Source organism: Paraburkholderia largidicola, from assembly GCF_013426895.1.
GTDB classification, from domain to species: Bacteria; Pseudomonadota; Gammaproteobacteria; order Burkholderiales; family Burkholderiaceae; genus Paraburkholderia; species Paraburkholderia largidicola.
This window is the reverse complement of record NZ_AP023174.1, coordinates 969,295-981,675: the sequence shown is the minus strand read 5'-3', so window position 1 is coordinate 981,675 and position 12,381 is coordinate 969,295. Positions and strand designations below refer to the sequence as shown.

10 protein-coding genes are annotated in these 12,381 nt (G+C 64.8%); 8 read left to right on the top strand and 2 right to left on the bottom strand.

What is annotated here, in order from left to right:
• The first annotated feature begins 44 nt into the window (after positions 1-44).
• The gene (locus tag PPGU16_RS04390) at positions 45-2,753 is read left to right on the top strand and encodes a DUF6600 domain-containing protein (RefSeq protein ID WP_180721871.1); all 2,709 of its coding nucleotides are present in this window, start codon (positions 45-47) and stop codon (positions 2,751-2,753) included.
• Positions 2,754-2,840: 87 nt separating this feature from the next.
• Here the strand turns inward: PPGU16_RS04390 and PPGU16_RS04385 are convergent, their stop codons facing one another.
• Positions 2,841-3,812, bottom strand: a complete 972-nt coding sequence (locus PPGU16_RS04385) for a thymidylate synthase (protein ID WP_180721870.1) — start codon at positions 3,810-3,812, stop codon at positions 2,841-2,843.
• A gap of 258 nt (positions 3,813-4,070) precedes the next feature.
• Entirely contained in the window at positions 4,071-5,465 is a 1,395-nt protein-coding gene (locus tag PPGU16_RS04380; protein ID WP_180721869.1) for a sigma-54 dependent transcriptional regulator, read from the bottom strand.
• Positions 5,466-6,013: 548 nt separating this feature from the next.
• On the opposite strand from PPGU16_RS04380, the gene PPGU16_RS04375 reads away from it, so the two are divergent.
• The 7 genes from PPGU16_RS04375 (at position 6,014) to PPGU16_RS04345 (ending at position 12,367) form a co-directional block, all read left to right on the top strand.
• The gene (locus PPGU16_RS04375; protein ID WP_180721868.1) at positions 6,014-6,517 is read left to right on the top strand and encodes a hypothetical protein; all 504 of its coding nucleotides are present in this window, start codon (positions 6,014-6,016) and stop codon (positions 6,515-6,517) included.
• Positions 6,518-6,599: 82 nt separating this feature from the next.
• Complete coding sequence (locus PPGU16_RS04370) at positions 6,600-7,142, top strand: FapA family amyloid fibril periplasmic chaperone (protein ID WP_180721867.1); 543 nt, start codon at positions 6,600-6,602, stop codon at positions 7,140-7,142.
• Positions 7,139-7,747, top strand: coding sequence for a FapB/FapC family functional amyloid domain-containing protein (locus tag PPGU16_RS04365; protein ID WP_180721866.1), 609 nt, complete (start codon positions 7,139-7,141; stop codon positions 7,745-7,747). Before PPGU16_RS04370 ends, PPGU16_RS04365 begins: the two co-directional genes overlap by 4 nt.
• Before the next feature lie 29 nt (positions 7,748-7,776).
• Positions 7,777-9,174, top strand: a complete 1,398-nt coding sequence (locus PPGU16_RS04360; RefSeq protein ID WP_180721865.1) for a FapB/FapC family functional amyloid domain-containing protein — start codon at positions 7,777-7,779, stop codon at positions 9,172-9,174.
• An 81-nt stretch (positions 9,175-9,255) separates the two neighbouring features.
• On the top strand, positions 9,256-9,975 hold the full coding sequence (locus PPGU16_RS04355) for a C39 family peptidase (RefSeq protein WP_180721864.1): 720 nt from the start codon (positions 9,256-9,258) through the stop codon (positions 9,973-9,975).
• A gap of 6 nt (positions 9,976-9,981) precedes the next feature.
• Positions 9,982-10,788 (top strand): peptidase C39, encoded by an 807-nt coding sequence (locus tag PPGU16_RS04350; RefSeq protein WP_180721863.1) that lies wholly within the window; start codon positions 9,982-9,984, stop codon positions 10,786-10,788.
• 112 nt (positions 10,789-10,900) lie between these two features.
• The gene (locus PPGU16_RS04345) at positions 10,901-12,367 is read left to right on the top strand and encodes a hypothetical protein (protein WP_180721862.1); all 1,467 of its coding nucleotides are present in this window, start codon (positions 10,901-10,903) and stop codon (positions 12,365-12,367) included.
• The last annotated feature ends 14 nt before the right edge of the window (positions 12,368-12,381 follow it).

Below are 12,381 nucleotides of genomic sequence, written 5' to 3'. Positions count from 1 at the left end.
TTCACACGGCGCCGCCTGACGCGGCGCCCGATGGAGCGACAACCATGAAATCACTCACCACGCCCGGTACGACATCCCGACACGCCAACCCTGCCCTTCGACGCGATGCGCGCCGCGCTTCGCTCGTGGCGCTCGCCGTGGCAGGCGCGCTGACTTCGCTGGCGTTGCAGAGCGCCGTGGCGCAGGACGCGCCGCCGCCCGCGAACTACGCGCAAGCCACGCCGGATAGCGACCCGCCCGGACGCATCGCGCGTCTGAACTACATGGCGGGCACGGTCACGACCGAACCGGCGGGCGCGTCCGACTGGTCATATGCGCAGGTCAACCGCCCGCTCACGACGGGCGACCAGTTGTGGAACGACAAGAATGCCCGCTCCGAACTGCATATCGGATCGACAGCCGTGCGCATGGGCGAGCAAACCAGCCTCGACATCCTGAACCTCGACGACAACAGCGCGCAGCTGAAAGTCGCGCAAGGCACGCTGTCGACGCGTGTGCGCGCGATCGCGCCCGGCTCGTCGTATGAGATCGACACGCCGAACCTCGCGCTCGGCTTGAACGGCCCCGGCGACTACCGCGTCGATGTCGCGCCAGATGGCAGCAGCACTACCGTCACGGTGCGCAGCGGCAGCGCGACCGTCTATGGCGACAACGGCCAGGTGCCCGTCGGCGCCGGACAACAGGTCACGTTCACGGGCACGAGCCTTCAGCAGGCGGCCGCCAGCGGCGCGCCCGGAGCCGATCCGTTCGATCAGTGGGCCGCGAGTCGCGATGCGGCCGAGGAGCGCTCGGTGTCGGCACGTTATGTATCGCGCGAAATGCCCGGCTATCAGGATCTCGATGCGAACGGCACGTGGCGCAGCTCGCCGCAATATGGCCAGGTGTGGGTACCGAATCAGGAGCCGGCCGGCTGGGCGCCGTATCGCGATGGCCACTGGGCCTGGCAGGCGCCATGGGGCTGGACATGGGTCGACGACGCGCCGTGGGGCTTTGCGCCGTATCACTATGGCCGCTGGGCTTATGTCGACGATTCGTGGGCCTGGGTACCGGGACAGGACGCCGTCAGCGAGCCGCCCGTGTATGCGCCTGCCCTCGTTGCCTTCGTCGGCGATGGCGGCGGCGGCAGCGACTGGAGCGTGAACCTCGCTGTCGGCGGCGCGGCGGCGGCCGGTCTCGCGTGGTTCGCGCTCGGACCCGGCGAGCCGTGGCATCCGCACTGGGGCCGCGATCATGACTGGAGCCCGCGCTATTACGAGCGCGTGAACAACACGGTCATCGTCAACAACCGGGTGAATATCCATAACAACATCCACAACACGTACATCAACTATCGCGCGCCGAACGCCGTGACAGCGATGCCCGCGACAGCGTTCGTCCACGGGCAGCCGACCAATCGCTTTGCGCACCGCGTCGATCCCGGGCAATGGCGCAACGCGCGCTTCAATGCAGGCGCGCCGGGCATAGCGCCCGTCAGGCAGAGCTTCGGGCCGGGCACGCGCAACGCGGCTTATCGGCCGCCTGCGAACGTGATGGCGCGGCCGGTCGTCGGTACGCGTAACCCGAGTGTCCCGGCTGCGTTTCATGACCGTCTCGCGCAGAACTTCGCCCAAGGCGGTCATGGACGCGTGCCGGGCGCAGGCGAGCCGATCGTTCATACATCGGTGCCGGCGCGCTTCGGTGCGCAGACGGTTGGCGGAAATGGGCCGGTCGCGAATGTTCGCGTCGTGCGCTCGCATGCGCCGGGGCAGATGCCTGGCGTCATGCCGGGTGCGCCGATGGCGGGCGGTGCGGGCGCTCAGCGCCCCGGCGGCGGCACGCCGCAAGGCAATGGGCAGCAGCCAGGCATGCCGGGACACGGCTTCGTACCGGGACAGATGGCGGGCGCGCCGAATGGCCAGCGGCCGGGCGGCGAGGCGCAGGGTAATGGCCAGCCGCACGCCATGCCCGCGCAGCCGGGGAATGGCGTACCGCGTCCGCCGCAATTTGCGGGTGGCCGCCCGATGAACGGGATGCTGCAACAGCCGGGTCAGCCCGGAAGCGCGCAACGTCCCGATATGGCCGCGGGACAGCAGCATGAACCCGCGTGGACACAGCACCATGCGCCGATGGCGCAGCAACACGGCAATCCGCAGCAGTTCGGCGCGGCGCAGACGGCCGGACAGCGTCCGCCGATGTCACAGCCGGGTCAGGTCGCGCAGCAACGTGAGCCGGCGCAGCGACCGGGGACTAGTTTCGGCGGCGGCGTCGTACAAGGACAAACGCCGCATGGGCAGGATCAGCGCGGGCAACCCGCACCGATGCAGCAAGCTCAGGCGCAACCGCGTCCGGAGATGCATCAGCAGCAGGTTCAGGGGCCACCGCAGCCGCGAGCCGACATGCGCGCGCAGCCACAGCCGCAACCACAGCAGCAGGCGCGTCAGGAATTCCGACCGCAAGCGCAACCGCAGCCGCGCGCGGAGTTTCATCCGCAACCACAGCAACCGCAGCAGCAGGCGCGTCAGGAAATCCGGCCGCAGCCGCAACCTCAACCGCGTCCTGAGTTTCATCCGCAACCGCAACAACCGCAGCAGCAGGCTCGCCAGGAATTCCATCCACAGCCGCAACCTCAGCCGCGTCCCCAGCCGCAACCGCGTCCGGAATCCCATCCGCCGCAGCAGGTGCAACAGCCGCATCCGCAACCCCAACCGCAACCTCAGCCGCATCAGGAACAGCGGACCACGGGCGGCGGACACGACGAGCATCATCGCGGATAAGCACCCGCGTCACGCCACAAACAGAAACGCCCGCCGCGAATCGCGGCGGGCGTTTTCTCGTTCGAGTCGAAGAATACAGCTGGAAGATCAGATCGCCATCGGCGCCGTCAGCGGTTCATGGTGGCGATACCCGACCAGCGAGAAATCGGACGGCTCGATCTTCTCCAGCCACTCAGGCTCGTACACGCCCGTCTTTGCATAGTCGGGAACGCGCTCCGAAATCGCGAACTGCGGGCTTTCGTACGGATCGCGCATCAGTTGCTGCTGCAACATATCGAGCTGATTTTCATAGATATGCGCATCGCCGATGAAGTAAGTGAACCAGCGCGGCGTATAGCCCGTCAGGCGGCCGACGAGGTGCAGCAGCGCCGCCCCTTCCGTCAGGTTGAACGGCGTGCCGAGCCCGACGTCGTTACTGCGGATATACAGGCACAGCGAAATTTCGCGCTTCGCAACGTTCGGCAGGAACTGATACAGCAGATGGCACGCGGGAAGCGCGATTTCCTCGAGCACGGCCGGATTCCACGCATGAAACAAAATCCGACGGTCGGACGGGTTGTTCATGATCGTGTCGAGACACTGGCGAATCTGGTCGATCGCTTTGTACAGCAGCACCTTCCGCACGCCGTCTTCTTCGAACTCGGTGACGGGCGCATAGCCGCGCGATGCCGCGTCTTCGAGCTGCGCGCTCGCCGTCGCATCGAGCACCTTGTAGGCGGGCCATTTGCGCCACTGCACGCCGTACACGTCGCCAAGGTCGTCGAGCCCTTGCCGGTACGGATTGGCGAGCCACTGAGCGTTTTCGTTCGCGTTCCCGTCCCAGACCTTGCAGCCGAGCGCACGGAAATCGGCGGCACTGCGCGATGCGCGCAGAAAGCCGATCAGTTCGCCGATCGCCGACTTGAACGCGAGCTTCTTCGTCGTCACGGCGGGGAAACCCTGCTGCAGATCGAAGCGCAACATCGCCCCCGGCATGCTGATCGTGCGGATGCCGGTGCGGTTTTCCTGCCAGCTGCCGGTATCGAGGATCGTGCGGACGAGGTCGAGGTACTGTTTCATGCGGGTTCCTTCGGCAGGACGCAGGCGCGCCGGACCGGTTTTTGGGAAAAACCCGATTCTAGCAAGCCGGACGAACGCACGTGAACGCGCGAGTAGCGCCGAGGAGAACGGTCGCAAATGCAACCATCTGAAGCCTGAGCGCTTCGTGCACGGCTGAACCCGGCATTCAGGAACAGGCGCTTCGCAAACGTAAAAAAGCCCGGTCAATCGACCGGGCTTTTGCCCTTACACCAGCCCGTTGGCCGCGAGGCCGGGCGCTCAGAGATGCGGCATCGTCGACGGCATCTCGGCGTGTGGCGCAAGTGGCTCGCTTTCCATATGCCGCATTCCGTGCGAGCACAACAACCGGTACAGCGTGACGCGCGAAATGCCCAGCTCCTGCGCGGCATCGCCCAGACGGCCGCGATGACGCAGCAGCGCCAGTTCGATCGCCTGCCGCTCGGCGGCTTCGCGCGCCTGCGCAAGCGACACGGGAACGATTTCGACGTACTCGGCCAGTTCGAGGTCGCGCGCCGTGATCGCCCGCCCTTCCGACATCACGATCGCGCGCCGCACGCGGTTGATCAGCTCGCGCACGTTGCCCGGCCAGCTGTAGTTGTGGAGCGCCGCGATCGCGTCGGGTGCGAAGCCGCGCAGCCGGCGGCTCGCATCTTTCCTGAAACGTTCGAGCATATGCCGCGCAAGCAGCTCGATATCCTTGCCGCGCGCGCGCAGCGGCGGCTCGTCGATCTGCAGCACGCACAGCCGGTGATACAGGTCCGAGCGGAACCGCCCTTCGATCATCGCCGTGTTCATGTCGACGTGCGTCGCCGAAATGATCCGCACGTCCACTTCGATCGAGCCGTGGCCGCCGAGCCGCTCGACCTTACGCTCCTGCAGGAAGCGCAGCAGGCTCGCCTGGCTTTCTAGCGGCAGGTCGCCGATTTCATCGAGGAACAGCGTGCCGCCGTTGGCCGCTTCGACGCGTCCGATCTTGCGCTGGTTCGCGCCCGTGAACGCGCCGCGCTCGTAGCCGAACAGCTCCGATTGCAGCAGATGCGGCGGAATCGCGCCGCAGTTGATCGGGATGAACGGGGCGTTGCGGCGCGACGAGCGCTCGTGAATGGCGACCGCCGTCAGTTCCTTGCCAGTGCCCGATTCACCCGAAATGAAGACGGGCGCGTCGGTCATCGCGACCTTGCGGATCGAGCGGAACAGCGCGAGCATCGCGTCGCACGAACCGACCATTTCGCCTTCGGAACCGCCTTGCGACGCGTCATTCGACGCTGGCTCGCCAAGCGAAACCATGCCATATGCGTGACCCACCGAATCGACGATCCGGTCGCCCGAATAAGGCACGGTTACGTAATCGAAACAATAGTCGCGCACGAGCCGGCGCAATGCGGCGTCCTGTAACTGGCCCGCCATCGTGGTGGCGACCCAGCCGACATTCGGCATGGTCAAACACGATTCAAACGCCGCGATTTCATGCTGCTGGAAACAGCTCGACAGATCGAGCAGACCACCCGCCGCCATCCCCGAGCGTACGGCGCGGCGGGCATCGCGTGCCGAACCGACTACTTCGACATGCCACCCGCGCTCATGAAAACGCGAGTTCAACTCAGCGCTGGGATCTCTTGATACGTAAATCAGTTGCCGCGTGGCGGATTCCATTATTCAGATCCTCTCGTCAACGAACGTTAAGGATGACGGCATGTGCTGATCTGGATTTAGCTTAGAGGCACGCCTATTCGCACGGGATTCGCAAACAGCGAAAACCGAACGGCCATTCCATTCCGTACGGACAGCTGATCCCCGAAAAACGGCGCGTGTATTGAAACGGCCCAGTAGTGGGCTTTTTAAAAACGTGTGCTGTGGTTGAGAGCTTACTATACGCGCGAGCCGTCGAAAACAAATATGCGAATTAAATCGTTCAGCCTTGTCCGGTAAGGGTTTGCGGTGCATCGGCGTGCCCATTGGGGACCGATTAAAACGGTGGAAGCGCATTCACCATACTTTTTTATCAACGTACTACGCATGACTCCCGCTTAACGCATCGATTTGAAATCCGCGTGTTTTCAGCGCCAGGTTTCAGACCTGAAACGTTTACGTCCGATTTGACTCGACAGACACCCGAACCATTTCGCCACGTCCAATTGCATCAATGGATTGCGGCAGATGGCACACGTTTCGCTAAATGTCCTGCACCAAGGAGAGACATCATGCGACTCGTTTTCCGCATCGACTCGAACCACATTTCACTGCTGCCGGCCGGCGTCGCCGTGTGCATCGCACTTGCGCTGTCGTCAATGTCGGCCGGTGCAGCCGATGTATACGCACAGGAATCCACCACGGATGCGACAAGCGTGACGACAGCGGCACCCGTGCAACAGCCGGCGGGAGCCACCGCGGACGAAACATCGAACATGACCGCGGACGCAACGACAGGAGTAGATATTGCTGATGGGGTCGACTCGACTGGCCGGCAGTTTCTGAACGTACCGGCCGACAGCGCATCGATGAACGATTTCGCGCTGGACGACCAGGTGCTGTCGCGCCAGCGCGGCGGCGCCACCGGCATGGTGATGGTCGCAGCGACGCCGCAGCTGATGCGCGGTTCGGCCGTGACGCTGTGGGACGAAATCGCGCCGCCCTCACCGCTGCCGATTCCCATCGATGCCGCCCGCGCCGCACAAGGTAACGTAGCGAACTACCAGAGAAAGTAACACCGCAACGCCACAGCGAATACAAAAGAGACCAGTGCAGACTGTTTCGCACTCCAAACTGGACGAGTCGGGGACATACAAAATGATCGCTTCATTGGGGACGCTGTGCAGCCGCGCCATCGGCGCAGTCAGCACCGCAGTTGGCAAGACCGGCGCGCCACGGCTCTCGACACGGGTGGCCGCCATCGCCGGTCTGTGCACCGCCTTCGCGGGCGCAGCCTTCGCACAGGCCGCGAACCCGGGCGACATCGTCGTGCAGCGCGAGATCGCGCCGCGTATCGCCTACGCGCCCGTGCCGAAAGATCAGGACCCGATCAGCGCGCGCGTCTCGACCTTCCCTGGCAACACCTTCAACCCGACGATGGCCCAAGTCGCGTCGGACGCCGACCTGACCAACGCGCACGGCTCGACGGGCCTCGACAGAAACGTCGCGGGCGGCGCCGGCCTGCAGGCCGTCACGCGCATCCTGACGGGCAACACCACGAACAACAACGTCGCGCTCAACTCGGGCGGCATCGGCCAGCCGGCGCCCGGCGTCGGCGGCACGATCTCGTCGTCGGTGACGGGCGCGCTTGCGCCGCTGTCGACGGCGCTGGGCGGCGCGCTCGGAGGCCTCGGCAAATGAACACGCTACTTCGCCCGATTCCGCTGCTCGCGGCCCTCGCCCTGCTCGCCGCGCAACCCTCCTACGCACAGCAGGCAGGACGCGTGAGCGGCGACGCCAGCATCGCCACAGGCGCCGCCGTCAGCGCGACGGGCGCGATCACGGTGAATCAGGCCGCGGGCCTGAACAACGCGCAAACCAACCAGCTGACGATCACCAACGGCGAGGCCGTCGCGAACGACAACGCGAGCATGCAGAGCGCCACCGCGCGGGCGCGGGTACCGAGCGCGCGCGCGTCGATCGAAGGCAACGCATTTTCGAATTCGTCCGGAGCGGTGATGGTGAACCAGTCTGCGGGCGCAGGGAATCTCCAGCGCAACAGTGTGCTGCTCGGCACTGCCGCGCCTGGGGTCGAGACCGTCCCGGATGGGGTGCTATCCGCGACGGCCGCGAACAACGGCGGTCAGGGTCGAGCGGTCGCACCACAAGGCGTCCGCGAGACCAGCATTTCCAGCGATGCGTTCAAGAACGTCAATGGAATCGTGCAGATCAACCAGACTGCCGGAGCCGGTAATGCAACGGCGAACAGTTTTGTGCTCCGTCCCCCGGCGGGCACTCTTTTCTAACTGACCACAACTAGTATCGGAGCGAAACCATGAAGCGCACTCTTATTGCAGCAGCCGTCCTCGCAGCCGCTTCCACCAGCGCCTTCGCGAGCCCGCTGAAGAACCCGTTCATCTTCAATGCGACGCTGGTCGGAGAAGCCGTCGGGATCGAAGGGTTCGTCACGCTGTTCGGCTGCGTCGGCGTCTCCAGCACGGCGGGCGCCGTCGTCAACAACACGCAGCATGCCTACGCGAACGCCTCGCTCAGCCCGAACGCGCAGTCCTACACGTCCGGCTCCGTCACGACGCGGATCGACAACAGCTACAAGTCGATCAACGGCGGCGGCAATGCGTGGGCTTCGCTGTCGACCTCGCACTCGTCCGAGTCGTATAGCGCACAGGGCCATCAGGCATCCGCGGGCTACGCGTACGGCAGCCAGAGCAGCTCGGTCAAGGGCGGCGGCTTCGAGTTCAGCGCGCAGGCAGCGGCCATCGGCGGCAGCTTCAGCCATGAAAGCCAGAACTCGGGCGGCCACATCTCGGCGGGCGGACACGCAGGCGCCAGCTATGAAACCGCTTCGCACTACAACCCGTGGACGGGCACCGCATCGGGTCATACCAGCATCTCGGGCGGCCTGTCGGCTGGCTACAAGGAATCGAGCTACAGCAACAGCGAGCAGGTCGGCGGCGCGTTCGGCGCAGTCGAAGCCTCGGGCCAGGGCAAGGTGTGGGGCTACCAGGCCAAGCAGGGCTCCGGTTATGTGGCCTATGGCGAGCAGTCGAGCGGCTATGAAGTCGAGAAATCGAAGACCCACGACAGCGTCGCTGCGCAATGGGGCTTCAGCTCGTCGGTTTCGAAGACGGATGTCGAAGTGTATGGCTCGGTCACGCAGCACATCAACACGCAGAAGGCGGGCAACCTGACGGCGACGACGGGCAGCAACGCCGCGCAGAACGTGAGCGGCAACATCGGCGTCAACATCGCGGAAGGCGTCAACAACGCGCAGAGCAACGACGCAGCGCTCGCTTCCGTCGATGCCGGCAACGTGTTCGGCAACGCTCAGGTCTTCAACAACCAGAGCTCCGGCGGCAAGGCCAGCATCAACAACTTCAACGTGAACGCATCCGTGGGCGACGGCTCGCTGCAGTACGCATCGGGCAACGTCGGCGTGAACGTCGCGTCGGGCATCAGCAACGTGCAGAACAACAGCATGGCGGCCTCGACATCGACGGTCTCGCGCAGCCACGGCAGCGCGGCCATGGTGGCGACGGATGAATCGTCGCAAACGGCGGGCGTCGACTTCCGCGGCTCGTTCGAAGGCACGGCGATGCTCGGCGCAGGCGCGCTCAGCCACGCGACGGGCAACATCGGCGTGAACATCGCGGGCGGCGCGGGCAACGTGCAGCACAACGGGCTCGCGATCGCTTCGATGAACACCAGCCGCTAACGAAGGCAGCTGAAACAGGCAGCCATACGGGATGCGCCGGCGGCCAATGCAGCCGCCGGCGCGACTTGGCAGGAGACCAGCATGTCCGGGTTTGACCGGTTCCCGGCGTTTCGACTCGCCGCCACTGGCGTTGCGCTCGTTACTTGCACTATGTGTGCGCGAGTGAACGCACAGGCGACCGTCGACACGTCTACCCTCGCAGGTATTCCGCTTACCAAAACGGTGCACTCGATGAGGGACCTGCGTTACCGCCACATCGTCAGCCAGCAGTTCGATTACAGCTGCGGTGCGGCGGCGCTCGCAACCCTACTCAAGTACGGCTACGGCATCGAGATTCCCGAGACGGAGCTGATCCGCCGGATGATGGTTTTCTCGACGCCCGAGGTAGTGGTGAAGAACGGCTTCTCGATGCTCGACATGAAGAAGTTCGTCGAGACGATCGGGCTGCGGGGCCGCGGATTCCGGGTGAACACGGATGCGCTGTATCACCTCCAGGTGCCCGTCATGGTTCTGATGAACCTCGACGGCTATGAGCATTTCGTGATCGTCAAGCACGCGCAGGACGGTCGCATCTTCATCGCGGACCCCGCTCTCGGCAACCGGATATTGCTCGAGGAGGACTTCGCGAAGACATGGAATGGGCTCGTATTTGCAGTCGTCGGGAAACCCTTCAGGGAGGATTCCCCGCTGTTGCAGGACAACGAGTCGCTGGCCTTGCGGCTGCGCGAGCGCGCGCTCGCCAACGGCACGGCCGCGACTCCCTTTGTCGAATACGGCTTGATCAAGGCAGACCTGTTCTGACCACCCATGAAGCACTACCTCAACCCGCCTCGCCGCACCTGTCTCGCGACATTGATCGCCACGGCGTGCGGCCTCGCCACCAGCGCTTTCGCCGCCGACCTTTCGAGTTCGCGCGACGTGGCGCCGGCGGCGATCCAGTGGCAAAGCGTCGGGGATGATGTGCTCGCCCAGCAGACCGGAAAAGGCGCGGGCGGACAAATGATCTCCGGTTTCGTATTGAACGTACTTTCGCAATGGCAGTTGCCGAACGGCGCGAACGCGCTCGCGCAAGGCAGCCTCTCCGTTGCACGCGATGCATCGAACGCGCTGACGGCCAACGTCAACACGCTCGCGCGCGTCACCGACGGCCGCGGCAATCCGGGCGCAGACCCGAATGCCCAGACGATCGGCGGACAGCGCATCGCGGTCAACGGCGTATCGCAGGTCACGCAGGTGGCGGGCGATCGCAACGCCGGCTTCAACACGGCGACGATCGACTTCAACAACAATCCGCAACTGCTGGCAGGCGGCACGAATGCGCAGAGCGCAGCGGCCTCGAATGCCTCGGGCAACGTCAAGGCAGGCATCTCGTTCGGCAACGGCGGCGTGACCGTCGCGCTGCAGACGCCTGCCGGCATCGCATCGCAAACCATTGCACCCAGCAACGCGCAACAGGCCGGCGCGATTGCTCAACTACTGCAGATTGCAGGCAATAACCAGCAAGTCGCCAACCAGTTGCAGCTGTCGTTGCAGACGACGCCGATGTCGTCCTCGATGCTGCGCCAGGCCGGCGTACTACAAGCCCTGCAAAACGCAGTAAACGCAAGGAGATAAGGCGGGCCGCCACCCGTCAACAGGCGTCATCAGGAGGAGAAGTAGGACAGAAAGCGGCGGCACGAAGCATAAGAACCAGCCAAGTGCTGCCAGATTCACCGGGGGAAGAATAATGATGATTGACACAACAGGCAGGAAGCCGCGAGTCCGACTTGCGGCTATTCCTGCTGCTGCGATGCTGTTCGCGCTGTCGCAGGGGGTTTCCGCACAAGCCATCAACAACCAGTCGCTCGAAGAACGGCTCAACACGCTGATGCGCGTCGTCGACGAGCAGCAGCGTCAGATTCACTCGCTCGAACGGCAGGTAACGAATCTGGAAATGTCGCAGCGAGGCCGCGGCGCGCCGGGCTATGGCGCGCCTGCCGGCAGCGAAGCCGTTGCCGAGCAGCCGGGCGCGGATGGCCTGCCGATGCCGCTGCCGCCGCTCGCCCAGGTGACGCCGGGCGCGCCTGCGCCGGGCAATGCAACGGGCACCGCGACGGGCGTGCCCGTCAATCCGCCCGCGCCGGAAGGCTCGACGGCGGCGGGCTCGCCCGGCACCAGCAATCCGAATGCGCAGGCGAGCGGCCCCGGCATGCCGGAAGGCGCCGTCGGCCAGACGCAGAAAGCCGCCGAGCCGGTGCGCACCCAGGCCGAAGAGGCTGTCGTGCAGCGCGAACACGCGCCGCTGTTCGACCACAAGCTGACGCTGGACTGGGGTATCAGCGACACCTACTACGATCGCCGGCAATTGCAGCTGTCGGGCTTCCTCGCGCTCGACGCGATCTTCCTCGGCAACATCAACCTGGGACAGACCAAGTCGCACCAGGTGATGGCCGATCTCGACGTGCGCTACGGCCTCACGGACCGCATCAGCGTCGACGTCGACGTGCCGTACGTCTACCGGCATAGCCAGTTCATCGTCGGCGGCGCGGGCGGCGCGGCGAATACGTTGTCGGATGCGTCCGTCAACTCGAGCTCGGTGGGCGACATGAACTTCGGGTTCTACTACCAGATCCTGAAGGAAACCAACAACATCCCCGACGTGGTCGGCAGCCTGCGTGTGAAAGCGCCGACGGGCACCTCGCCGTTCGGCATCAAGGTCGTGCAGCTCGAGCCCGACAACACGAACCTCGTCGCGCCGTCGAAGCTGCCAACGGGCACAGGCTTCTGGAACCTGACGGCGGGCCTGTCGGTACTGAAAACCTACGACCCCGTCGTGCTGTTCGGCAGCCTGTCCTACACGTACAACATCGCGCGCTCCTTCTCGGACATCTCGTCGATCGCCGGGCAGACGCAGCCCGCGACCGTCAAGCTCGGCGACATCTTCCAGCTTGGCGCGGGCGTCGCGCTCGCGTTCTCCGACAAGGACTCGGCCAGCATCTCGTACACGCTCGCGCTGCAGCCCGCGTCGAAGACCAAGGCGCCCGGCGGCGATTACGTAAAGGTGCCGGGCAGCGAGACCACGGCAGCGGTGATGAATTTTGGCCTGAACCACGTAGTGAACAAGCATCTGACGATCAACGGTTCGGTGTCGTTCGGCATGACGCCCGACGCGCCGAACTATGTGATCGGCGTGCGCTTTCCCTACACCTTTTGACGTAACACCGATAC

Excerpts from the sequence above, each read along its gene's own strand:
- PPGU16_RS04390 (WP_180721871.1), top strand. The coding sequence starts at position 45 with ATGAAATCACTCACCACGCCCGGTACGACATCCCGACACGCCAACCCT.
- PPGU16_RS04385 (WP_180721870.1), bottom strand. The coding sequence starts at position 3,812 with ATGAAACAGTACCTCGACCTCGTCCGCACGATCCTCGATACCGGCAGC.
- PPGU16_RS04380 (WP_180721869.1), bottom strand. The coding sequence starts at position 5,465 with ATGGAATCCGCCACGCGGCAACTGATTTACGTATCAAGAGATCCCAGC.
- PPGU16_RS04375 (WP_180721868.1), top strand. The coding sequence starts at position 6,014 with ATGCGACTCGTTTTCCGCATCGACTCGAACCACATTTCACTGCTGCCG.
- PPGU16_RS04370 (WP_180721867.1), top strand. The coding sequence starts at position 6,600 with ATGATCGCTTCATTGGGGACGCTGTGCAGCCGCGCCATCGGCGCAGTC.
- PPGU16_RS04365 (WP_180721866.1), top strand. The coding sequence starts at position 7,139 with ATGAACACGCTACTTCGCCCGATTCCGCTGCTCGCGGCCCTCGCCCTG.
- PPGU16_RS04360 (WP_180721865.1), top strand. The coding sequence starts at position 7,777 with ATGAAGCGCACTCTTATTGCAGCAGCCGTCCTCGCAGCCGCTTCCACC.
- PPGU16_RS04355 (WP_180721864.1), top strand. The coding sequence starts at position 9,256 with ATGTCCGGGTTTGACCGGTTCCCGGCGTTTCGACTCGCCGCCACTGGC.
- PPGU16_RS04350 (WP_180721863.1), top strand. The coding sequence starts at position 9,982 with ATGAAGCACTACCTCAACCCGCCTCGCCGCACCTGTCTCGCGACATTG.
- PPGU16_RS04345 (WP_180721862.1), top strand. The coding sequence starts at position 10,901 with ATGATGATTGACACAACAGGCAGGAAGCCGCGAGTCCGACTTGCGGCT.